The organism is Arthrobacter sp. 05L45_2 (genome assembly GCF_056397525.1).
Genome location: NZ_JBFTNO010000058.1, coordinates 1 through 20,790 on the forward strand (window position 1 = coordinate 1; position 20,790 = coordinate 20,790).

20 protein-coding genes, 1 tRNA gene and 1 pseudogene are annotated in these 20,790 nt (G+C 68.6%); 14 read left to right on the forward strand and 8 right to left on the reverse strand.

Going from position 1 to position 20,790, the window contains the following annotated elements:
• Nucleotides 1–18: 18 nt before the first annotated feature.
• From galU to AC1DHD_RS06695, 5 genes are all read left to right on the forward strand, one after another.
• Nucleotides 19–924 carry a UTP--glucose-1-phosphate uridylyltransferase GalU gene (gene galU / locus AC1DHD_RS06675; RefSeq protein ID WP_476878962.1) on the forward strand — a complete coding sequence of 302 codons (906 nt, stop codon included), beginning with the start codon at nucleotides 19–21 and terminating at the stop codon, nucleotides 922–924.
• 4 nt (nucleotides 925–928) lie between these two features.
• Nucleotides 929–1,570 carry a GNAT family N-acetyltransferase gene (locus AC1DHD_RS06680; protein WP_476878963.1) on the forward strand — a complete coding sequence of 214 codons (642 nt, stop codon included), beginning with the start codon at nucleotides 929–931 and terminating at the stop codon, nucleotides 1,568–1,570.
• Between the two features lie 123 nt (nucleotides 1,571–1,693).
• Nucleotides 1,694–2,632 carry a hypothetical protein gene (locus AC1DHD_RS06685; RefSeq protein ID WP_476878964.1) on the forward strand — a complete coding sequence of 313 codons (939 nt, stop codon included), beginning with the start codon at nucleotides 1,694–1,696 and terminating at the stop codon, nucleotides 2,630–2,632.
• Between the two features lie 79 nt (nucleotides 2,633–2,711).
• Entirely contained in the window at nucleotides 2,712–3,512 is an 801-nt protein-coding gene (locus tag AC1DHD_RS06690) for an SDR family oxidoreductase (protein ID WP_476878965.1), read from the forward strand.
• Nucleotides 3,513–3,558: 46 nt separating this feature from the next.
• Nucleotides 3,559–3,631: transfer RNA gene (locus AC1DHD_RS06695), tRNA-Ala, on the forward strand.
• Nucleotides 3,632–3,793: 162 nt separating this feature from the next.
• Here AC1DHD_RS06695 and AC1DHD_RS06700 read toward each other — a convergent pair.
• On the reverse strand, nucleotides 3,794–5,158 hold the full coding sequence (locus AC1DHD_RS06700) for a sensor domain-containing phosphodiesterase (protein ID WP_476878966.1): 1,365 nt from the start codon (nucleotides 5,156–5,158) through the stop codon (nucleotides 3,794–3,796).
• A 363-nt stretch (nucleotides 5,159–5,521) separates the two neighbouring features.
• Between AC1DHD_RS06700 and AC1DHD_RS06705 the strand changes: the two genes are divergently transcribed.
• Nucleotides 5,522–6,772 (forward strand): coiled-coil domain-containing protein, encoded by a 1,251-nt coding sequence (locus AC1DHD_RS06705; RefSeq protein WP_476878967.1) that lies wholly within the window; start codon nucleotides 5,522–5,524, stop codon nucleotides 6,770–6,772.
• Nucleotides 6,773–6,787: 15 nt separating this feature from the next.
• On the opposite strand, the gene AC1DHD_RS06710 is transcribed toward AC1DHD_RS06705, so the two are convergent.
• A complete protein-coding gene (locus AC1DHD_RS06710) occupies nucleotides 6,788–7,330 on the reverse strand; it encodes a hypothetical protein (protein ID WP_476878968.1) in 543 nt (180 codons plus the stop codon).
• A gap of 126 nt (nucleotides 7,331–7,456) precedes the next feature.
• On the opposite strand from AC1DHD_RS06710, the gene AC1DHD_RS06715 reads away from it, so the two are divergent.
• The 3 genes from AC1DHD_RS06715 (at nucleotide 7,457) to AC1DHD_RS06725 (ending at nucleotide 9,994) form a co-directional block, all read left to right on the forward strand.
• Nucleotides 7,457–7,918 carry a GatB/YqeY domain-containing protein gene (locus tag AC1DHD_RS06715; protein WP_476878969.1) on the forward strand — a complete coding sequence of 154 codons (462 nt, stop codon included), beginning with the start codon at nucleotides 7,457–7,459 and terminating at the stop codon, nucleotides 7,916–7,918.
• Between the two features lie 91 nt (nucleotides 7,919–8,009).
• On the forward strand, nucleotides 8,010–9,602 hold the full coding sequence (locus tag AC1DHD_RS06720) for an ABC-F family ATP-binding cassette domain-containing protein (RefSeq protein ID WP_476878970.1): 1,593 nt from the start codon (nucleotides 8,010–8,012) through the stop codon (nucleotides 9,600–9,602).
• Nucleotides 9,603–9,664: 62 nt separating this feature from the next.
• On the forward strand, nucleotides 9,665–9,994 hold the full coding sequence (locus AC1DHD_RS06725; protein WP_476878971.1) for a hypothetical protein: 330 nt from the start codon (nucleotides 9,665–9,667) through the stop codon (nucleotides 9,992–9,994).
• 105 nt (nucleotides 9,995–10,099) lie between these two features.
• On the opposite strand, the gene corA is transcribed toward AC1DHD_RS06725, so the two are convergent.
• Together corA and AC1DHD_RS06735 are read right to left on the reverse strand one after the other, a co-directional pair.
• Complete coding sequence (gene corA, locus AC1DHD_RS06730; protein WP_476878972.1) at nucleotides 10,100–11,095, reverse strand: magnesium/cobalt transporter CorA; 996 nt, start codon at nucleotides 11,093–11,095, stop codon at nucleotides 10,100–10,102.
• A complete protein-coding gene (locus tag AC1DHD_RS06735) occupies nucleotides 11,092–11,634 on the reverse strand; it encodes an Lrp/AsnC family transcriptional regulator (protein WP_476878973.1) in 543 nt (180 codons plus the stop codon). Before AC1DHD_RS06735 ends, corA begins: the two co-directional genes overlap by 4 nt.
• A 175-nt stretch (nucleotides 11,635–11,809) precedes the next feature.
• Between AC1DHD_RS06735 and AC1DHD_RS06740 the strand changes: the two genes are divergently transcribed.
• A complete protein-coding gene (locus AC1DHD_RS06740) occupies nucleotides 11,810–13,051 on the forward strand; it encodes an MFS transporter (protein ID WP_476878974.1) in 1,242 nt (413 codons plus the stop codon).
• A gap of 11 nt (nucleotides 13,052–13,062) precedes the next feature.
• Here the strand turns inward: AC1DHD_RS06740 and AC1DHD_RS06745 are convergent, their stop codons facing one another.
• Complete coding sequence (locus tag AC1DHD_RS06745; protein ID WP_476878975.1) at nucleotides 13,063–13,569, reverse strand: Lrp/AsnC family transcriptional regulator; 507 nt, start codon at nucleotides 13,567–13,569, stop codon at nucleotides 13,063–13,065.
• A gap of 132 nt (nucleotides 13,570–13,701) precedes the next feature.
• Here AC1DHD_RS06745 and AC1DHD_RS06750 point away from each other — a divergent pair, with 132 nt between their 5' ends.
• Nucleotides 13,702–14,865: a trans-sulfuration enzyme family protein gene (locus AC1DHD_RS06750; protein WP_476878976.1), complete on the forward strand. Its 1,164-nt coding sequence runs from the start codon at nucleotides 13,702–13,704 to the stop codon at nucleotides 14,863–14,865.
• On the opposite strand, the pseudogene AC1DHD_RS06755 reads toward AC1DHD_RS06750, so the two are convergent.
• Nucleotides 14,830–15,921, reverse strand: a pseudogene (locus tag AC1DHD_RS06755) (MFS transporter); the annotation flags it as partial. The gene AC1DHD_RS06750 and the pseudogene AC1DHD_RS06755 sit on opposite strands and share 36 nt — an antisense overlap.
• An 87-nt stretch (nucleotides 15,922–16,008) precedes the next feature.
• On the opposite strand from AC1DHD_RS06755, the gene AC1DHD_RS06760 reads away from it, so the two are divergent.
• Nucleotides 16,009–16,992 (forward strand): LysR family transcriptional regulator, encoded by a 984-nt coding sequence (locus tag AC1DHD_RS06760; RefSeq protein ID WP_476878987.1) that lies wholly within the window; start codon nucleotides 16,009–16,011, stop codon nucleotides 16,990–16,992.
• Nucleotides 16,993–17,005: 13 nt separating this feature from the next.
• On the opposite strand, the gene AC1DHD_RS06765 is transcribed toward AC1DHD_RS06760, so the two are convergent.
• Nucleotides 17,006–18,046: a nitronate monooxygenase gene (locus tag AC1DHD_RS06765; RefSeq protein WP_476878977.1), complete on the reverse strand. Its 1,041-nt coding sequence runs from the start codon at nucleotides 18,044–18,046 to the stop codon at nucleotides 17,006–17,008.
• Between the two features lie 36 nt (nucleotides 18,047–18,082).
• On the opposite strand from AC1DHD_RS06765, the gene AC1DHD_RS06770 reads away from it, so the two are divergent.
• Entirely contained in the window at nucleotides 18,083–19,003 is a 921-nt protein-coding gene (locus AC1DHD_RS06770; RefSeq protein ID WP_476878978.1) for an N-acetylglucosamine kinase, read from the forward strand.
• 22 nt (nucleotides 19,004–19,025) lie between these two features.
• Here the strand turns inward: AC1DHD_RS06770 and AC1DHD_RS06775 are convergent, their stop codons facing one another.
• Nucleotides 19,026–20,048 carry a pirin family protein gene (locus AC1DHD_RS06775; protein WP_476878979.1) on the reverse strand — a complete coding sequence of 341 codons (1,023 nt, stop codon included), beginning with the start codon at nucleotides 20,046–20,048 and terminating at the stop codon, nucleotides 19,026–19,028.
• A 65-nt stretch (nucleotides 20,049–20,113) separates the two neighbouring features.
• On the opposite strand from AC1DHD_RS06775, the gene AC1DHD_RS06780 reads away from it, so the two are divergent.
• The gene (locus tag AC1DHD_RS06780) at nucleotides 20,114–20,566 is read left to right on the forward strand and encodes an NUDIX hydrolase (protein ID WP_476878980.1); all 453 of its coding nucleotides are present in this window, start codon (nucleotides 20,114–20,116) and stop codon (nucleotides 20,564–20,566) included.
• The last annotated feature ends 224 nt before the right edge of the window (nucleotides 20,567–20,790 follow it).

The following is a 20,790-nucleotide window of genomic DNA, read 5'->3' on the forward strand; positions in this document are numbered from 1 at the left end:
CTCGGTTAGATTAGTCGAGTGATTACCCCCAACGCCTCCGTCCGTAAGGCCGTCATCCCCGCTGCGGGCCTCGGCACCCGCTTCCTTCCCGCCACCAAGGCGATGCCGAAGGAGATGCTGCCTGTGGTCGACAAGCCGGCCATCCAATACGTGGTCGAGGAGGCGGTGAACGTTGGGCTCAACGACGTCCTGATGATTACCGGACGCAACAAGCGCGCCCTCGAGGACCACTTCGACCGGGTCCCGACGCTGGAGGCGACCCTCGAAGCCAAGGGCGACACCGCCAARCTGGAGTCCATCCAGGCCGCCAGCAACCTCGGCGACATCCACTACGTCCGCCAGGGCGACCCAATGGGCCTTGGCCACGCCGTKCTGCGCGCCAAGCAGCACGTCGGATACGAGCCGTTCGCCGTCCTGCTGGGCGATGACCTCATTGACGCCCGCGACGAACTGCTCAGCACCATGATCGAGGTCCAGGCCAAGACCGGCGGCTCTGTCGTGGCCCTGATCGAGGTCGAGCCGTCGCAGATCAGCGCTTACGGTTGCGCCGACGTCGAGGTGGTTGAAGGCGAAGAGTACGTCCGCATCAAGCAGCTCGTGGAAAAGCCCGACGCTGACGAGGCCCCCTCGAACCTGGCCATCATCGGCCGCTACGTCCTGCACCCCGCCGTGTTCGAGGTCCTGGAGCGCACCGAGCCCGGCCGCGGCGGTGAAATTCAGCTCACCGACGCCCTGCAGGAACTCTCCGCCGGGCAGGGCGAGGGCTACGGCGTGTACGGCGTCGTCTTCCGCGGCCGCCGCTACGACACCGGTGACAAACTCAGCTACCTCAAGGCCTGCGTCCAGCTCGCCTGCGACAGCGAGGACCTCGGCCCCGGCCTGCGGGAATGGCTGCCCGGCTTCGCTTCCGGCCTGACCAAATAGTCCCGTGGGGGGCAGCTTCACCTGGCCGGTGACCCTGGAATGCGGGGACCTGGTGCTGCGGCCCATCCGCTACCGGGACCGCAAGGAGTGGAGCGCCCTGCGCGCCCGCAACGACACGTGGCTTGCCCCCTGGGAGGCGTCCAATCCGGTGCCCGGCGGCGGTTTGCCCGACTACCGGCAGACGGTGCGGTCGCTCAAAGCCCAGGCGGCCCAGGCCACCGCGCTGCCGTTCGTCATCACCGCTTGGACGCCCGGATTCCGGGAACCRGTCATCGTCGGCCAGCTGACCGTCTCCTCGATCGTGTGGGGCTCGGCGATGATGGCCACCCTGGGCTACTGGGTTGACGAAAGCCGTGCGGGCCAGGGCATCGCCCCCACCGCGGTGGCGATGGCGACGGACCACTGCTTCCGGACCCTCGGGTTGCACCGGATGGAAATCAACATCCGCCCGGAGAACGGCCCGAGCCTGCGGGTAGTGGAGAAACTCGGGTTCCGGGACGAGGGCTACCGGCCGCGTTACTTGCACATCAACGGCCGCTGGGCAGACCACCGGACCTTCGCTCTGACGTCCGAGGAAGTGCCCGAGGGACTCCTGGCCCGGTGGCTGAAGAGCAGCCCCGGGCGGGCGCCGGAAACTCCCGCCTGACCAGCAGTTTTGACATAAATCCAGTGATTTGCCAGTTGCCTCGCGACACACCGCCGGCAATGCCGTCCGCTCCGCCGTCTTGCTCATACCGTTTTGACTGTGGACTTCCCTCTTAGCAGCTCAGTGATCCTTGTCATTGCTGTTGCGCTCTGGATCGTATGGGTCGCTCCCTACATGCTCCGGAACGGCCGCCCCCAGCTGCAGTCTGCGGGGGAGCTCCGGATGGATGCCGCGGATGTAGGAAAAGCAGACCCCCAAGCCGGGATCGTCATGAAGATGGCGGCCCCGCAGGAGACATCGATGACGAGTACGCAGCGCCCCTCACCAGCTCCCGCTCCCGTTGAGCACGACGCCGGCCGCACGCCGGCCGCCCCGGCGTTCCGGATCCGCTACGGGCGCCTGAGTGTCGCTTTGGTGGGGCTGGCCTCGCTGCTGACCGGAGTGGTTGCTGCCGGCCTGCGGCTCTTCGGCATTGGCTCCGGTTGGCTGCCTGCGGTGGCCCTGTTCGTCGGGGTGGCCGCCGTCGTCCTCCTCCGCAGGCTCGCTGTCCGCGACCGCCGGCGCAAGGTCAACGCGGCCTTCCGCTCGGCCATGGGCGCCCCTGCTGGCAGCTCCGCCGCAGAGGCAGCCCGGCCCGACGCCCACCGCCCCGAGGCTCCCGCCAAGGAAAGCCCGCTCTTCGACGCCGAGGCCGGCGCACCGGCTCCCCAGCCCGCCCCGAAGCCGCTGACCGCCGAGGAACTGCGCCAGGCTGCCATGGCCGAGGCAGCCGCCTCAGGCGACACCTCTGTCCGCCGCGTCGGCGACCCGTCCACCGCGGAAGGAGCCAGCTGGGAACCCGTGCAGGTTCCGAAGCCCACCTACGTGGAAGCGCCGAAGGCCGAGCGTGCCGCACCGGAACCCCTGGACCTGCCGGAGGCGCCGAAAGCCGTCGGCAAGCCCTCCCTCAAGCAGGGGACCGTCCGCCAGCCGGAAGCGCCCGCTGCCGAGCCGAAGCAGCTTGGCAAGGGTCAGAGCGCGCTGAGCAACCTCGACGACGTTCTCCAGCGCCGCCGCGCCTGACGCAGTTTTCCGCCCCGGGCAGCCGACGTACCGGCCGCCCGGGGCTTTTTTGTCTCCGGCTGGAGGTAGCCTGATCAGCATGACGAGGATTTGCGTTGCCGGGGGAACCGGACAAGTAGGCCGCGAGGTGGTGCGGCAGGCTCTCGAGGGCGGCCATCAGGTGGCCGTCCTGAGCCGCCGCCCGCCGATGCAAGGCACCGGCAGCAACACCGCGGGGGCCGAGTATTTCCGTGCCGACGTCTCGACCGGTGAGGGGCTGGCCGCCGCGCTGGAAGGGGCCGACGTCGTGATCGATTGCCTTGAAGGACGCTCGGGAAAGGCCATGAAGGGCTTCGCCGACGGCGGGGCGCGGCTGCTCGCTGCAGCCCAGGACGCCGGCGTCGCGAAGGCGGTCCTGTTGTCCATCGTCAATTGCGACCGCAGCACCTTTGGCTACTACAAGTCCAAGGCAGCCAAGGAACGGGTCTACGAGCACTCCGGCCTCGAAACGCTGACGCTGCGGGCTACACAGTTCCATTCCCTGCTGAGCGGACTCTTTGGCGCCGGTGCCAGGGTCGGGGTGATTCCGGTGGTGCGCGGTGCCCGCTTCCAGCCGATCGCGGCCGCAGAAGTCGCCGCAGCTCTGCTGGACGCTGCCGTTCAGGCGCCGGACGGTACTGGCCACCGGGTCAGGACCATCGGGGGTCCGGACATCGCCGCGATGGGCGAACTGGCCGCCACCTGGAAGCAGGCATCAGGCTCACGCGCCAGGGTGGTGGCATTTCCGCTGCCGGGCGGGATGGGCAGGTACCTGCGTGCTGGCCTGAACCTGGTCCCGGAAGGGCGACACGGCACTCAGTCATTCGCGGGCTGGCTGGCAATGAACGCCGATAGTTTGTAGCCTAGGAACGTTGATTGCGCCGTTCCCACGGGAGCGGCGTTGTTGCGGGGCTATAGCTCAGTTGGTAGAGCGCTTCGTTCGCATCGAAGAGGTCAGGAGTTCGAATCTCCTTAGCTCCACAATTTGCAGGGGTTTTTGAATCCCTGCGTGCACGGAATAAACACTTTGCTAACACTTTGAGCCGACCGGCGACCCAGTGGCGCTCGATACCGAGCGTGAGGGCTTCATCAGACCCTTTTCCTATAGACCTTGTTCGGCACGGGTCCGGCAGGTCTGACGGTCTACCTGCTCTCGGTGTCCGGGCTTTTGGACTCTGACCACGCGGCCCAGTCCTGCGGATGGATGGAAGGCCTGCCAATGAGGTAGCCCTGCGCGGCCGTCATGCCGAGCGACGCCACTGCGGCGAGTTCTTCGGAGGTTTCGATGCCCTCGGCGATCACCGTGGCCCCGATGCGGCGGGCGAACTCGACCATGGCTGCGCCCAGGGCCTCCTGGCCCTGGTTGTCGTCGATCCCCGCGATGAGGCTGCGGTCCAGTTTGATGATGTCGGGCCGGAGATGGAGGATGTGGCGCATCGAGGCGAAGCCGGAGCCGGCGTCGTCCACGGCGATGCGCAGTCCTTCTCTCCGTAGCGGATCGAGCGCGGCCGTCAATGGGGCGTATTCGTTGACTTCAACCCGCTCTGTCAATTCGAGGACAATCCGTTTCGGCGGCAGGCCCGACCGGCGGAGGAATCCGGGCAGTCGCGGGTCCAGACACGTCTCCGGGGAGAGATTCAGGGCTACGTAAATAGTCGGCGGGAGGGCCGGGGCGGTCTCCAGGGCCTTCTCCATGGCGGCGAATTCGAGTTCGCTGAGCAACCCGACAATAGCTGCCTCGCTGAACCAGAACTCCGTTCCGGCCGTACCCTCATCGACGAAGCGGGTCAGTGCCTCGACCCCGATCAGGCCACCGGTTTCGAGACTGCGGATGGGCTGGAATGCAGTCAGCAGCCGGTCCTGGTCGAGCATCAGCTGGAGTTGTTCGCGGTTGCGGGAGTCGATGGCCTCCCGTGCCGTCAGTGGCGGGAGCAGCCTGCTCGTTCCCTCGAACCCGGCGGGGTGGTCCTGCCCTGCCGGGCGGACGGTGCCGGAGACTTCCACCCACACGGCACGGCCGTCCCGGTGCCGGCACCGTGCCACGACTCCGGTCCAGGCCGGCCCCGGCGCCTCCGCCACTTCGGACTTGGCGCGGGCCAGATCGGCGCCGTCGATGACCAGGTCACACCGCTGGCCGAGCAGCTCTTCCGGGGCCCATCCCACGATGCTCTCGCTGGCCGGGCTGGAAAACGTGAAGAGTCCTTGGTCGTCCACGGCCCAGACCCATTCGTGGCTGGTGGTCAGGACGGTATCCATCAGCTGGGCGGTCGCCCTCGTGCGCCGGCCCTCTGCCCGGTGGCGTTTCCGGAAACGGACGGCGAGGACGACAGCCATGGTGACAGGCGCCAGGATCAGGAGGGCGGCCAGCAACTGGTCCCTGGGCTCTTCCAATAAGCCGCTCGGATCAAGGATCAGGACCGCGGCGCCGATCAGGGCGAACACCAGCTGCACAACAAGGACCACTACCAGGACGTCCCGCACCCGCGACGCCGAATGTTTGACCGCCATGCCACTACCCCCAGGTTGGTGCATTACGCGTACCGCCGCGGGCCCGTAAGGCGCCGCGGTGAGCAGCCCGCCATTGAACGGCTCAACGCGAGCGTACTACGACACCGCCAGGCCACGGGAGGGGACGGGAAAAGACTCGCTGTGCCGCTTCTGATGACCTGCCGTTCCTAGGACGGTCGGGTTAGAGCCAGGACCGGCGTCGGGCTGCCGCCTTTTTCCTTAGACCTCCCAACCCATTGTCGAACACCTCTGGCGATGGAGGGGACGCTAGACAATAAAACGAGTGTGGATTGCGGCTGGGCTAGCTCCTCGGCGTGGTCTTTCCAGGCACCGCTCAGTACTGTCCAGTAGGATCTGCTGAATATGTGCAGGTTCAAGTTCACGTTGAAAGTTCCGGTTGCAAAGGTCTGCACCGTACTCACCGCCGCCGCCCTCGTGGCCGGCGTGGCTGCGCCCACCGCCAACGCTGATGACACGCCGCCGTCCGGCTATCCATCGTGGGCCGACGTCCAGGCTGCCAAAGGCAATGTCGAGGCCAAAGGCGTTGAGATCCGGAAGATCAACACCCTCCTCGACGGGCTGCAGCAGCAAGCATCCTCCTTGGGTGCCGCAGCGGTGCGGGCGGGCCTGGACTACGCCGTCGCACGCAAAAACCTGGATGCCTCGAGCGTGAAGCTCGCATCCTTGAAGGAGAAGACCGCAGCAGCCCACGCCGCAGCCGACAAGCTGCATCGGCAAACTGGCTCCCTGGCCGCACACGACTACATGGGCGGGGGCACGGACCTCGGGCCGTTCTCGGTGATGGACACCCTGCAGAGCAAGGACGGGCTGCAGAAACTCGACGTCCTGCAGATGGTCACCCTGCGGACCACGGACCTGTACAACAGCTCCCGGGCCGCGGAGGCGGCAGCGGCGTCCCTGGATGCCCAGCAGTCCGTCGAGCAGGCTGAGAACCAGAGGCTTACCGACGAGGCTCAGACCAAGCTCTCCGCGGCGCAGGACGCCCAGAAGGCGACCCAGCAGAAAGTGGACGAGGAAACGAAGTACAGCGGCACCCTCACCGCGCAGCTGGCCGCGCTGAAAGGCACCAGCGCTTCGGTCGAGCGCAACTACCGCGCCGGCGTTGAAGCACAGGCAGCTTATGAGGCGCAGCAGGAGGCCCGCCGGCGTGCGGCAGAAGCCGCCGCGGCCGCCGCCGCAGCTGCGGCAGCTGCGGCGGCCGCGGCCGCAGTGTCGGCGGCTGCTCCGGCATCTCCGCCTCCGCCGGCCGCCGTGGTGACCCCCGACATCCCCGGCGGAGCCGTCAACGATCCCGCCGGCGCCCAGTCCTACGCCTCGAGCCAGCTCGGCGCCCACGGCTGGGGCGGGGACCAAATGGGCTGCCTGCTCAAGCTGTGGAACCAGGAGTCGAGCTGGATGACCAACGCCACCAACCCGTCCAGCGGCGCCTACGGCGTCGCGCAGGCCCTCCCGCCGGAAAAGTATTCGTCCACCGGATCCGACTGGCTGACCAGCTACCACACCCAGATCAACTGGGGTCTCGGCTACATCGCCGGCCGCTACGGATCACCGTGCGGAGCCTGGGACCACGAGGTGTCCAACAACTGGTACTGACCTGGCCGGTCGGTCCTAACGGGACGTGATCTTGATGCCGGCAACCGCACCCGTCCAGGCGCCCGTCGGGTCCGACCGGGTCAGTTGCGCGCTGACGTATCCGCTGCGCAGTTGAACCATCTGGCTACGGGTTCCGCTGCAGTCGACCTCCAGGACCGTGTGTTCGGTTCCGCTCTCAGTGTTCTGGGAGATATAGATCTGCGCATGGGGAATGCCGACACACGCAGCCGTCACGACGTGCGGGCCGGCGGTCCTCACAGTGGCGGCTTTCCGGAAACCGACCGACGGCCCGTCCGCCGGACCTGCGTCGGACAGCACCACGGGCCCTGTCGCGGTATCCAGGCGTTGATGGAGCACGGCATAGTTGGCGGCGTCGACGCCCAAAACCCCTGGATCCTTTGCGGCTGCGGTGGGAGCCGCCCGGACCGAAACGGCCGTGGACTGGTGCGAACCGGCGTCGTCCTCGTAGGTGCAGGCCGCAACGCCCCCGGCGAGGATCACGCCGATAATGGATGCGGCAGCGCCGCGGACAGTTCGATTTCCCCCGAAACCAGACATGGGCCGAGTCTACGGTCTGCGGGTCGCATGGCAAGGCGTGGCCCGGCCCCGCATCGTCATTCGGCCTCCCGTAGGGGAAACTGGCGTGTTGGACACTCCACAAGTACGACCGGAAAGAGGACCACCATGACGCTCAAGGAGCGGCTCAAAGACGACGTCGTCGCCCACATGAAGGCGGGCAACAAGACTGCGCTGACAACCGTCCGCAACGTCCTCGGGGAGATCGGCACCCGGGAAAAGTCCGGGAAGACCCCGGTTGAGCTCGACGACGCCCAAGTGACCTCGCTGCTGCAGAAGGAAGCCGCAAAACGGCGCGACACCGCCCGGATCTTCACCCAGGCCGGCGAATCCGACCGGGCCGCGGCAGAGGTCGCCGAAGCCGAAATCATCGAGGCGTACCTGCCCAAGGCGCTGACCCGCGAGGAGGTGGAAGCGATTGTTGATGAGGCCATCGCCGCGCTCAGGGCCGACGGACAGGACCTCAGCATGCGCTCCATCGGGGCCGTAATGAAACCCGTTACCGCCAAGGTTGCCGGCCGTTTCGACGGCAAAACTGTCAGCGAGATTGTCCGCGGCCGCCTGGCCTGACCCCGTACCGGGCCACCCTCCGGGTCCGGCCGCGCCGCGGGTCCGGGATAACCTAGGACCCCGAACCAACCCCCTTGAGAGGACAGCGCCCATGAGCCTGATCCGGCTGCATGACGTCAGCGTCCGCTTCGATAACACCCCGGTCMTCCGGGAAGCCTTCTTCCGGCTTGAACCCGGCGACCGGGTGGGCCTGATCGGCAAAAACGGATCCGGCAAGACCACCATCCTGAAACTGGTCATGAACCAGGTGGCGCCGGACACCGGTACGGTCAGCGTCGAGCTCGGAACCAGGGTGGGATACTTTTCCCAGTTCTCCGAATTGAACGGGGACTCGACCATCACCGAGGTCCTCGATGGCCTGTTCGGCGAGATCAAAGCCGTGCAGGCCGAGCTGGCCGCCATTGACGCGGCCATCGCCGCGGAACCCGCCGCGGACGAGTTGGACCGGCTGATCGGGCGGCAGGCCGGACTCTTCGAGGACATGGACCGGCTCGACGGGTGGGACTACCCCCGCCGCATCGACACTGTGCTGACCACCCTGGGCTTTGATGACGCCCACCGCCACTGCGCCATCGACGCGTTGTCCGGCGGCTGGCGCAACCGTGCTGCACTGGCCAAGATCCTGCTCGAGGGCCCCGACGTGCTGCTGCTCGACGAGCCCACCAACTTCCTTGACGTCGCCGGGGTGGAATGGCTGGAAAGCTGGTTCCGCGACTTCAAGGGGGCCGCCGTCGTCGTCTCGCATGACCGGAAATTTCTGGACGCCGTGGTCACCCGGATCGTTGAAGTCGAGAACTTCCACCTGCACGAATATCCCGGAAACTTCGCCGAGTACGTGGTCCAGAAGCAGTTCCGGCTTAAAACCCTTGAGCAGCAATTTGTGCACGAGTCCGAGCTGCTCGCGTTCGAGGCCGAAGGGATCGCCGACCGCCGCGAGGCTGCCAAAGCCGCCAGCCGTGGCCTCGGCAACCAGCTGGCGAAGATCAAGAAATCCCGCACACCCCGGCCCGTGGACCAGATCGTCACCGAGATCTACGGCGGCCTGCACGTCAAGGACGTGCTGTGCCGGGTGGAAGGGCTGGGCAAGTCCTACGGCGCGAAGGTGCTCTTCGAGGATCTGAGCTTCGAAATCCGAAAGGGCAACCGGATCGTGGTCCTCGGCGCGAACGGCAGCGGCAAATCCACCCTCCTCAAAGTCCTGACCGGGGACGAGCAGGCCGATTCCGGTGCCGTGACCTGGGCCAAGGGGCCCGGTTTTGTGTCGTACAACCGGATGCTGGAAGACCTCGACGACGGCGACACCGTGTCTCACGCGGTCAACGCCCTGCCGGACAGCCTCGCTCTAACCGCCACCAAGAAGTCTGTGAACCGGTTCCTGGCCATGTTCCAGTTCTCCGAGGCGGACCTGAAGCAGAAGATCGGGAACCTCTCCGGCGGCCAGAAAGCGCGCGTGGCGATGGCTCAGTGCTTGCTGTCCGGTGACTCAGTACTGCTGCTCGACGAGCCCACCAACCACCTGGACCTCTCCAGTACCCAGGTCATGGAGCGGGCGCTGCTGCATTTCCCGGGCGCCGTTGTGGCCGTCAGCCACGACAGGTTCTTCACCGAAAAGATCGCTACCCGCCAGCTTGTCTTCGGCGAGGCCGGCGCTGCGCCGGGTGAGGTCGGCCAGCGGGCCGCGTAGCCTGAGCGGCGCTTGGCCTTAGGGAGCCGGCGGGAGTCCGGCGCCGGCGGGATAATGGGGATATGGCCGATCAGCGACGCGAGCAGGACCGGGACCCCTGGGAGGAATTCGACCGGCTGGGTCCGGCAGGGGAGGATCGCGTCGCCGGGATCCCGGGCGGGGAACCCAACGGCTTCGGGTTCCGCACCGGGGTCCGGAGTGCCCGTGTGGCCGTCGGGTTCGCCGTGTACGCCCTGGTCCTAGGCAGCGTGCTGGTCCTGGTGGGAGCCGTGTACTTCATCGGCCACGCCCAATGGCTGTGGCTCGGACTCATGGCGCTGATCGAAACGTGCTTCGTCTGGGCCTTCATCCGGTTGGTCGCCCTGGCCCGCCGGCGCCGCCCGAACGGCTAGCCCCGACGCGTAACTTGGCCCACGACGCGCAAAAGACCTGGCGCGGCAGGTAAACCCGCCGCGCCCGGCATTTTGCGCGTCCTCAGGACATTGGCGCCGCGCCGGCTAGAGCCAGCCCTTCCGTTTGAAGATGGCGTACATGATCGCGGCGGTTCCGGCCATAAGGCAGATCGCCATGGGGTAGCCGAAGGTCCAGTGCAGTTCCGGCATCCGTTCGAAGTTCATGCCGTACACACCCGCCACAAAGGACGGGGCGAAGAAGATGGCGGCCCAGGAGGAGATCTTCTTGACCTGCTCGTTCTGCTCCGCGCTGGCCTCATTCTGGCGGTTGGCCGTGAGCGTCCCGTCCAGGGTGAGCGCGTTCTGGAGCAGGTCGCGGAAGGAATCGGCCCGCGAGATGAGCCGCTCCACGTGGTCCTCGACGTCGCGCAGGCTGTGCTGCAATTCCGTGTCCACGTTGTATTTCTCGAACCCGCGCCGGAGCTGCTGCATCATGGCCGGCAGCGGGTGGATGGCGCGCTGGAAGTGGATGACCTCGCGGGCGAGTTCGTAGATGCGCCGGGAGACCAGGGGGTCGCCGCTGAAGAGCTGATCCTCGATCTCGTCAATGTCGTTCTCCAGGCCGGCCACCACGGGGACGTAGTCGTCCACCACCTGGTCCATCAGGGCATAGAGGACGGCTTCGGGGCCGTGGCACAGCAGGTCCGGGCGGTGTTCGAGCCGGCGCCGGACCTGGCCGACGACGGCGGTCTCCGCATGCCGGACGGTGACCACAAAGTTGCGGCCGGTGAAGACATGCAGTTCACCAAACTCCACGGTCTCGGTCTCGTCCAGGTACCTGGCCGGCCGGAGCACGGTGAAGAGGTTGTCATCGTAGCGTTCGAGTTTGGGGCGCTGGTGGGCGGAGATCGCGTCCTCCACGGCCAGGCCATGCAGGCCGAACTCCGCGGCGACGGCGGCCATCTCCTGTTCGGTCGGCCGGTACAGTCCGATCCAGGCCATGCCGCCGTGTTCGGCCATCGTTTCGAAGGTCTGCTCGAGGCTGCTCGGCTCGGCACGGCGGACGCCGTCGACGTAGACAGCGTTGTCAATAATAGTCACGGGGCCATTATCCCGTCTTTTCCTGCGGATCCGGCCCGCCGCGGCGCGGGACGGCCGGGGACCAGGGCGCTGCCCTGGGCCAGCCTGCTGATGAGCGGCTCGGTGCGGTACGGAATGTGCGTGTGGAGGGCAAGGACGGTCTCGGTCCGGATCACGCCCTTGATTCTCAGGATGGACCGCAGGGCCGCCTGCAGGTTGTGGGTATCGGTCGCCACCACGCGGCACCAGACGTCGCCCCTGCCGGAGATCTCATGGACCTCAAGGACCTGGGGGATCRGGCGCAAGGCCCCCACCACGCCGTCAAGCTCCCGGTGGTTGACCTCGATCGTGACGAAGGCGACGACGTCGTACCCCACCGCCTCCAGATCGATTTCACGGCCGCCGTCGTGCAGGAGGCCCGAGCGCAGCATCCGCCGGACCCGGGACTGGGCGGTGTTCCGGGCGATCCCCAAAGCGTCGCTCAATTCGCCGATCTGGATCCGCGGGTCCTTGATGAGTTCGAGCAGGATTTTCAGGTCGGTAGGGTCGAGGCTGTTCAAATCATCACTCCGGTTCATCCGTGGTATCCGCGATTGACGGTTTTGCTCAATTTTGGCACAAAACTTGGCTGGTTCGGTCACTGATGCCGCATTCTGTAGGTATCCAACTTCGCCGGGCCGGCGCCTCCCCACAGGGAACGCGTGCGGCCCGCATCAATGCAGCAAGGRCACCGTTATGACCGTCTTCAGCGAACTTCGCATGCGCCCCACCACCGCGGACCGCTGGGGCTGGGACGCGTCCGTCACCGCCCGGCTGGTGATGGCCGGCGTCGTGATCTTCACCCTGCTGGTTGGCGCCAACCTCGCGACGCCGCTGTACCCGCTGCTGCAGGCCAAACTCGGCATCACCCCGCTCGATGTCACGGTGGCCTTCTCCGCCTACGTGCTCTCCCTGGTGGCCACCCTGATCCTGGCCGGCCACTGGTCCGACCACATCGGCCGGCGGGCGGCCCTGGTGCTGGCGGTGCTGGTGGGCCTGGCCGGGGGATTCGTCTTCGCCAACGCTGACAGCCTGCTGTCGCTCTCCGCCGGCCGGGCGCTGCAGGGCGCCGCAGTAGCGCTCGCCACGGGGGCCAGTTCGGCGGCCCTGCGCGAACTGCTGCCCAGCCGTCCCGAATGGGCCTCACGGTTCACGCTCCTGGCCTCGGCCGGCGGTGTGGCCGCAGGCCCGGCGATCGGCGGGGTCCTCTCCGTCCTCCCCGGCCCGACCTCTACGCCGTACTACCTGCACTCGGTGGTGCTGCTGGCGCTCCTGGTGCCGCTGTACCTGCTCAAGGCCCGGCCGGCCATTACCTCCGTAGGCGGTCCGCAGCCACTGAAGGTCCTGGCGCCCCGCCGCCCCTCGGTATCGAGCGAGGCCCGCGGCGCGTTCTGGCTGGCCTCGGCGGTGGGCTTCCTCAGTTTCGCGGTGTTCGGCTTCTGCCTCTCGCTCGCTCCGGGCTACTTCGCCCAGATTGTCCACGCCGACTCGCGGCCGCTGATCGGGCTCYTCGCCGGGCTGACGCTGGCGGCTTCGGCTGTGAGCCAGCTGCTGGCCGTGCGCGGAYGCTTTGTGGTGCCCGTCGGCCTCACGCTGCTGGCCGGATCCGTGCTGCTGATCGCCGCGGCCGCCGCGTGGAGCAGCCCGTGGCTGCTGATCGCCGCCAGCATCACCGCCGGCCTGGGCCAGGGAGTGTCCTTCCGGACGGTCTTCAACGATGTCGCCGGCAAGGTGGAGGCTTCACGCCATGCCCAGATCATCAGCACTGTCTACGTCATTACGTACCTTGGCAGCGCCTTCCCGGTGATCGGGCTGGGACTGGCAGCCGCCGCCGTCGGCCTGCACACGGCCGTCGCCGGATTCGTGGTGCTGTGCGCCGCCTTCGCCCTCGTGCTGGCCGCCGTGACGTTCCGGAGCGCCCTCCGCGCCGGCGCCTGAACGGCCTCCGGCTAATCCGGCAGGGGGCCGTGGTTGCCCTGGATGTGGGCGAAGACCAGCGTGGTTTCGGTGTGGCCCACCACCGGATCCGTGGCGAGGTTGTCCAGCACCCAGTCGCGCAGGTCCTCCGTGGTGGCAACGGCAATGTGCAGCAGGTAGTCCACTGAGCCCGACGTGTGGAACGTGGACAGCACCGCAGGAAGCTTGGGGACCCTGGCCGTAAAGCGGTCGATCTGCTCGCGGTCATGGGCCCGCAGCCGGACGGCGATCAGGGCCTGCACCGAACGGCCCACGGCGGCAAGGCTGAGTTTGGCCTCGAAGCCCTGGATGATTCCGCGCTCGGAGAGCGCCCGGGTCCGCATCAGTGCCGTGGAGGGCGCGATGCCCACCAGCTCGGCCAGTTGCTTGTTGGAGATCCGGGCGTCGGCCACCAGTGCGGCCAGCAGGCGCTCGTCAATGGCGTCCAGGGGTTCGCCGGCCCCGGCTCCTGGCCGAACATTCTTCGTGGTGCTGCTCACGGATCCTCCTTGATGTGTTGTGCATTCATCATAAACGGCACTATCCGGCAGTTCCATTCAAAAGCCCTACAAAACTCCGAATTATTGCCAGATACTTACCGCATTCAACGGTGAATATTCATAAGGAGTACGGTGCTTTCTCAAGACTCGCTGGCGGTCCACGCCGGCCGCAACGGCCTGACGGAACTCGGCGTCCACGCCGTCCCGATCGATCTCTCCACCACGGCTCCGCTGCCGTCGGTCCACGACGGCGGTCTCGCCTATGAACAGATGGCCACCGGCGGCGCACACCTGGACGGGCAGAGCACCGTCTACCAGCGGCTCTGGAATCCCACCGTCGCCCGGTTCGAGGAGGGTGTGGCCGTCCTCGAGGCCACCGAAGAAGCCGTCGCCTTCGCCACCGGCATGGCCGCCCTCAGCGCGGTGCTCCTCGCCGTCGTCGCCACCGGAAAGAAGCACGTGGTGGCGGTCCGTCCGCTCTACGGCGGCAGCGACCACCTCCTGGCCTCCGGTGTGCTCGGAACCGAGGTCACGTTCACCACCCCGGACGGGATCCGCGCGGCGCTGCGGCCCGACACCGGGCTTGTCATCCTGGAGACCCCGGCGAACCCCAGCCTGGAACTGGTCGACATCAGCGCCGCAGCCGCGGCGGCGGACGGTGTGCCGCTGCTGGTGGACAACACGTTCGCCACCCCAGTGCTCCAGCAGCCGTACCGGCACGGTGCGGCCATGGTGCTGCACAGCGCCACCAAGTTCTTTGGCGGCCACGGTGACGCCATGGGCGGCGTCGTCGCGACGGGTCCCGAGTGGGCCGTCCGGCTCCGCCAGATCCGCGCCATCACGGGCGGAATCCTCACGCCATGGCCCGCGTACCTCCTGCACCGGGGGCTGGCCACCCTGCCGGTCCGTGTCCGGGCGCAGCAGGCAAGCGCGGAAAAGGTCGCCGCCGCCCTGTCCGGGCACGGGCTGATCCGGCGCGTCTTCTACCCGGGGCTGCCGGAATGCGACCCGCAGGGCCTGATCGGAACCCAGATGGCGGGAGCTGGTTCACTGCTGGCATTCGAACTGGCCAGCGCAGAGCACGCCGAACGTATTCCGGCGGCCGTCAGCATGATCACCCACGCTGTTTCGCTGGGCGGCATCGACACCTTGATCCAGCACCCGGCCGGGTTGACCCACCGCCCGGTGGCCGCGGACGCCAAACCGCACGCCAGCCTGCTGCGGGTTTCCGTGGGGCTGGAGGACCCGGCGGATATCGTTGCCGACCTGGTGCAGGCGGTCGAAACGACCCGCTAGCGGTCCGGCCGGGGCGCCTTGGGTGCGGAAGAGGAGTAGGCCGGCCAGGATCAGGACCAGCACCTGGGTTAGGGTCAACGCCAGCCCGGCGACCATCAGCACCGTTCCCGCCACCAGCACGTTGCGCCGGCCGAACCGCGCCGTCAGCCCCGCAGCCCAGCGGGCGGACACGGTCCCGGAGAGGTAGGCCAGAAAGATCAGGCTGATCATGGAGGCCGGCAGGCTGAATGGCTGACCCGAAAGCCGGAAGCCGAGGTAGTTGTAGACCGCCACGAAGCCGCCCATCAGCAGGAAAGCCTGCACGTAGATGGCCAGCAGCCGCGGATTCCGGGTGTGGCCGGCCAGCGTGGTGAGCGCCCCGCGGACGCCTCCCGCGGCCATGGCCGTGAAGTTCCGTGCAGGCGGGACCAGCACCAGGAACAGCACCGCGGCGGCGGTGGCCATCACGGATACGGCCAGGGCCGCGGCCCGCCAGCCCCAGAGCTCGCCGACCGGTCCCGCCACAAGCCGGCCCGCCAGCCCGCCCAGGGTGGTGCCGGCAACGTAGGTTCCGGCCGCCATCGCGGCATGGGCCTTGTTCACCTCCTCGTTGAGGTAGGCGATCGCGATGGCCGGGATTCCTCCCAGCGCCATGCCCTCCAGCGTCCGCAGGACCAGCAGCACCGCGAAGCTGGGAGCCAGGGGCGCCAGCAGCCCCAGGACCGTAGCGGCGCAGATGCCCCAGGCCATGGCCCGCACCCGCCCGATCCGGTCGGCCAGGAAGGACCACGGAAGGACCGTAACGGCAAGTCCCACCGTGGCGAGGGAAATGGTCAGGGCGGCCTCGGCAGCCGTCACCCGCAGTTCCCCGGCGATCAGCGGCAGCACGGCCTGSGKRGAGTACAGCTGCGCGAACGTGGCGACGCCGGCGAAGGCCAGCCCGGCAAGGATCCTGCGGTAGGCCACGGAACCTTTGGAGTGGCCGGCCGGCGCCGGGGCCGGCGGACTCGCCCCGGGAACGGCCGCAGGTGCCGCCTGGGCGCCGGCGGTGGCCTGGGGGAGCGGATGGCTGGGCATCTACCCAGAGTAGGCTGAGCAAAGACATGCTTCCAATGCATGTTTTCGATGGAATCGATAGCTATGACGGAACGATCGGAGCCCGCCATGGACGTGGAGCACAAACAGCTGGTCCAGTTGCTGCCCCTCCTGCCGTTGCTTGCCGAGCTGGGCCGGACCCAGCACATTACGGGCACGGCCGAGGTCCTTGGGCTGCCGCAGTCGACAGTCAGCCGGGGTATTGCGCGGGCCAGCAGCATCATCGGGACGGAACTGCTGCTCCGCGACGGACGCGGTGTCCGGCTGACCCCGGCGGCCCGGGCGCTGCTCCCGTATATCGAGGCGGCGCTGGAGGAGTTCCGCAGCGGCCTAGACCTGGTCCGGCACGAGTCCGACGTCGTCCGGGGCCGCATCGCCGTGACGTTCCAGCACACCTTCGGCGAGGCCATGCTTCCCCTACTGATTAGCGCTTTCCGCGGCCGGCATCCCCAGGCCGCCTTCGACCTGAGCCAGGGGGCCCGGGACGGCTGCCTCGCAGAACTGGCCGCAGGCGACGCCGATCTCGCCCTGACCGCGCCCGTGGCCGCACCGAGCCGCCTGATTTCCTCCGCTGCCCTGTACCGCGAACCGCTGCGGCTGGTGGTGCACCACCGCCACCCCCTGGCACAGCGACGCAGCGCCCGCCTGGCCGAGATCCGGCAGGACCCGTTCGTGGCCATGGGGCCGGGCTACGGCATGCGCTCGCTGACCGACGCGCTCTTCAGGGAGGCCGGCTTCCGGCCCAGGATCGCGTTCGAAAGCCAGGRCTCCCACACGGCCAGGGGCCTGGTCTCCGCCGGGCTCGGGGTCAGCATCCTTCCGCCCGGCGGGCTGGCCCCCGGACGGCACACTCCGGCCCAGCCCGGGGACCTGGGCTGGGTCGAACTGGCTCTGGACTCCGGGCTGGCCTTCCGGGAGATCGGCCTGGCGTGGCGGGAACGGCGTGGGGGAGCCGACGCGGAGCCGGACCCCGTCCGGCTCTTCCGCGAACTGGTCCTCACCGAGGGGCCCGCGCTCCTGGCCGGCTTCGTCCGCGGACGCTCGGGGAACTGAACCTGCCGCGGCCTCAGCCCAGCAGCGGGGCCAGAACCTCCGCGACGGAACCCGGCCGTGCCTGCTGCCAGCCTGTTCCGGCCCAGAGGTTCAGCCGCTCGGGATCCCCGGCGCCGGCCGCGGCAGCACGGAGCGGGGCCGTCAGGTGGTGCACGGCCGGGTAAGAGGCCGGCGCGTCGGGGTGGTCGCGGACGAACTCATTGACCAACGCCCGGGCCGCCCGCCCGGTGAAGGCCCGGGTCACTGCGGTCTGTGTGAAGTGCGGGCTGGCGAGGGCGTCCTTATGCAGTTGGCGGGCACCGCTCTGGTCCGTGCGAAGCAGGGCCGTGCCCAGCTGGGCGGCCTGGGCCCCCGCGCCCAGCACCTCGTCCACCCCGGCGGTGTCCATGATCCCGCCGGCCGCCACCAGCGGGAGCTCGACGGCGGCCCGCACGGCGGCGATCAGCTCGGCGGTCGTCCCGGGAACGGCGCCGGCCGGTGCTGTCGAGCCCGACGCCGGCAGGAAAGCCCCGCTGTGGCCGCCGGCGCAGCCGTGCTGGACCACCAGCGCATCGATGCCCTGGCCGGCGGCGTGCCGCGCCTCATCCGGCGTCGTGACCGTGGCAAGCACCATCGATCCCGCCCGATGCAGGGCCCGGACAGCGCCGGCGCCGGGAAGACCGAAAGTGAAACTGACCAGCTCCACCGGGTCCGCCAGGAGGGCGTCGATCTTGCCCTGCCATTCGTCGTCGTCGTCGATCCGCAGGGGCGGCAGCTGCACGCCGTAACGCGCGGCATCGGCGCCCAGCCGCAGCCTGAAGTCCTCCAGCTCAGCGAGGACAGCGGCGGGCGGCGGCAGCTGCGCCCGATCCGGGACAAAAACATTCATGCCGAACCGCGCACCGGCCTCCCGCACGGCCCGGATATCCTCCTGCATGGCGGCCACCGTTTTGTACCCGGCGGCCAGGAAGCCCAGCCCGCCGGCCGCGTGGACGGCCGTAACGAAGTCCGGGGTGGAAGTCCCTCCGGCCATCGGGGCGGCGATAATCCGGGTGCCAAAGATCCTCTGCGGCATTGCTCACTCCTGTCCGACATTCAGTAGGCTGGTCCGGTGACCCATTCTGACATCCCCGCCCCGCCCGCCGCCGCTACCGGTGCCGTGATCGGCCTTGACATCGGCGGCACAAAGACGCGCGGCGTCCGGTTCGAGACCGGCGTCGCCGTGGCCGACGAATCCGTAGGCAGCGCCAACGTCCAGAACGTCACCCCGGCAGAAGCCGCCCGCAACCTGGCGGACCTCTTCGCCCGGATCGGCGGGGGAAACGTTGCCCAGGTTTACGCCGGCGCAGGGGGAATTGATACCGACGACGACGCCGCCGCGCTCGCCGCCCTGATCGCCCCACACGCGCCGGGCGCCAAGATTACTGTCGTCCACGACTCCCGGCTGCTGCTGGCGGCCGGCGGGGCCAGCACCGGCGTCGCCGTGATCGCGGGCACCGGCTCGGCCGCGTGGGGCCGGAACAGCCGCGGCGACGAGGCCCGGGCCGGCGGCTGGGGCTACCTGCTCGGTGATGAGGGCAGCGGCTACTGGCTGGGCCGGGAGGCCGTCCGCCACAGTCTGCGCCGGATGAACCAGGGCCTGGAACCGGACGAGCTGACCCGCGCCCTCCTGGCCTCCTGCGGGACGGACCACCCGAACAAGCTCATCGCGTTGTTCCATTCGCCGGACACCGGCCGCCGCTACTGGGCCCAGCGCGCCCGGCTCGTTGTGGAAGCCGCCGACGCCGGCCACGCCCCAAGCCAGGCCCTGATCGTCCAGGCCGGCCGGGACCTCGCTGCCATGGCTGAGCAGGCGGTGCGGCAACTCGGCATCGACGGCCCGGTCATCCTGGGCAGCGGGCTGGGCATGAACGTGACACGCCTGCAGGAATCCTTCCGCGCAGCCCTGGCCGGCGCCGGGATCACCGACGTCCGGGTGCTGCAGCAGGAACCCGTGTTCGGAGTGCTCCAGCTCGTCGCCGAGCAGGGCTAGCCTCCGGCCCAGCTTCCCCGACTCAGCGCCGGCGCCGCGGCCGCAGCGGCACTCCCGGCAGCGGCGGCGCGGGGATCCGGCCAGCCTCGGCACCGGCGTCGGGCCCGTGCCCGTGGACCAGTCCAAAGCGTGCCCGGGCCGCATCCGCGTCCGGGAGGGCGGCCTGGGCCTCCCAGTCCAGCCGCGACTGCTCGACTTCCTCATGGCTGCGGCCGACGAAGTTCCACCACATCAGCAGCTCTTCTTCGAACGGTTCACCGCCAAGCAGGACAAAGCGGGTACCCGGAGCCGACTCGACGTCCAGGCTGGTGCGACCGGACCCGAGGTAGCCCAGCGGCCCCGGCAGCACCTGCTGCCCGTCCAGTTCCACGCCGCCGTCGAGCACTAGGACAGCGTGTTCAAACTCCGGGTCCAGCGGCACGCTGATCCGGCCCGCGCAGCTGATATCAGCACCGACGATCGGTGTGTACACCGTGGCCGGTGACCTGGTGCCGGCCAGGGCCCCGACAATCACCGTCGCGGCGTACCCGTCCCCTTCCACGACCGGCAGCTCCCGGTGCTGTTCGAAGGCCGGCGCGCGGTGCCGCTCGGCTTCCGGCAACGCCACCCACAACTGGAGTCCGCGCTGGAGCGGCAGCCCGGCGTCCGCGGCCGCGGGAAGCACGGCGAACTCGGAGTGCGAGACGCCGTTCCCTGCCGTCATGATGTTCAGCTCACCGGGCCGCACAATGACGTCGCTGCCCACGCTGTCACGGTGCCTGATGGTCCCCGCCAGCGGCCACGTGACGGTCTGCAGCCCGGTGTGCGGGTGCGGCAGCACGGACATGGCCACCCGGTCCGGCCCGAAGCTGTCCAAAAAGCACCAGGCGCCCACCGTCGGCAGCCCGCGCTGGGGCAGGGTGCGGGAGACGGTCATGGCACGGACCCCGCCCAGCGGAACCTCCCGGGCCGGCCACAGCTCAAGACACGGCCCGCTGGCCTGGCCCTCCACTGTTCCGGCGGGAGGGCAAACTTCTTCGGGCGGAAGCACTTCGAGGTTGGTCACCCTCAAACTCTAGGGCCGAACCCGGAGTTCCGGCAGGGCCGGCGCCGCGCGGATAAGCTTGATCAATGACCCTGTCCTTCGATACCCGCCCGGCCGCCTACGCCCTCATCGTCCGCGACGACAGCCTCCTGCTGGCGTACTGGAAACAGGGCGGCCGCGAAGGCTGGACCCTCCCGGGCGGCGGCCTGGACCTCGCCGAGCACCCGGTTGACGGGTGCCGCCGGGAAGTCTTCGAGGAAACCGGCTACGACGCCCGGATCGGCGCCATGCTGGGGATCGACGTCGGGCACTGGCCCGCGGAGACCCGGCTGGACGGCGGCCGGCGGGACTTCCAGTCGCTCCGGCTGGTCTACGAGGCGACCATCACCGGCGGGGAGTTGAGGCACGAGGTAGGCGGCAGCACCACCCACGCTGCCTGGATCCCGCTGGACGACGTGGCAGGGCTGAACCGGGTGTCCCTGGTGGACGCCGGACTCCGGCTGTACCGCGAGCGGCCGCTGGACGGAAAGCTCTCCTGAGAAACCCCTAGCCACCCGCGGCCCGGCCGGTTACCCTTGGAAAACCGCGGCCGCGACGGCCGCCGGACAACCGGGGAGGTGGAAGCAATGAATGCAACGGAACTGCGCGCACAGCGCACAACTTCACGCCACATCATTATTCCTGCCCCGGCACTTCGCATCTCCTAGCCCCTCCAGCTGGCCGGTCCATTCCGAGCACAGCGGGCATTGCGCCGCCGGGCCCA

What these genes read in the sequence shown, in the direction of transcription:
- AC1DHD_RS06690 (WP_476878965.1), top strand. Translation starts at nt 2,712, where the DNA reads ATGACGAGGATTTGCGTTGCCGGGGGAACCGGACAAGTAGGCCGCGAG.
- AC1DHD_RS06700 (WP_476878966.1), bottom strand. Translation starts at nt 5,158, where the DNA reads ATGGCGGTCAAACATTCGGCGTCGCGGGTGCGGGACGTCCTGGTAGTG.
- AC1DHD_RS06705 (WP_476878967.1), top strand. Translation starts at nt 5,522, where the DNA reads ATGTGCAGGTTCAAGTTCACGTTGAAAGTTCCGGTTGCAAAGGTCTGC.
- AC1DHD_RS06710 (WP_476878968.1), bottom strand. Translation starts at nt 7,330, where the DNA reads ATGTCTGGTTTCGGGGGAAATCGAACTGTCCGCGGCGCTGCCGCATCC.
- AC1DHD_RS06715 (WP_476878969.1), top strand. Translation starts at nt 7,457, where the DNA reads ATGACGCTCAAGGAGCGGCTCAAAGACGACGTCGTCGCCCACATGAAG.
- AC1DHD_RS06725 (WP_476878971.1), top strand. Translation starts at nt 9,665, where the DNA reads ATGGCCGATCAGCGACGCGAGCAGGACCGGGACCCCTGGGAGGAATTC.
- AC1DHD_RS06765 (WP_476878977.1), bottom strand. Translation starts at nt 18,046, where the DNA reads ATGCCGCAGAGGATCTTTGGCACCCGGATTATCGCCGCCCCGATGGCC.
- AC1DHD_RS06780 (WP_476878980.1), top strand. Translation starts at nt 20,114, where the DNA reads ATGACCCTGTCCTTCGATACCCGCCCGGCCGCCTACGCCCTCATCGTC.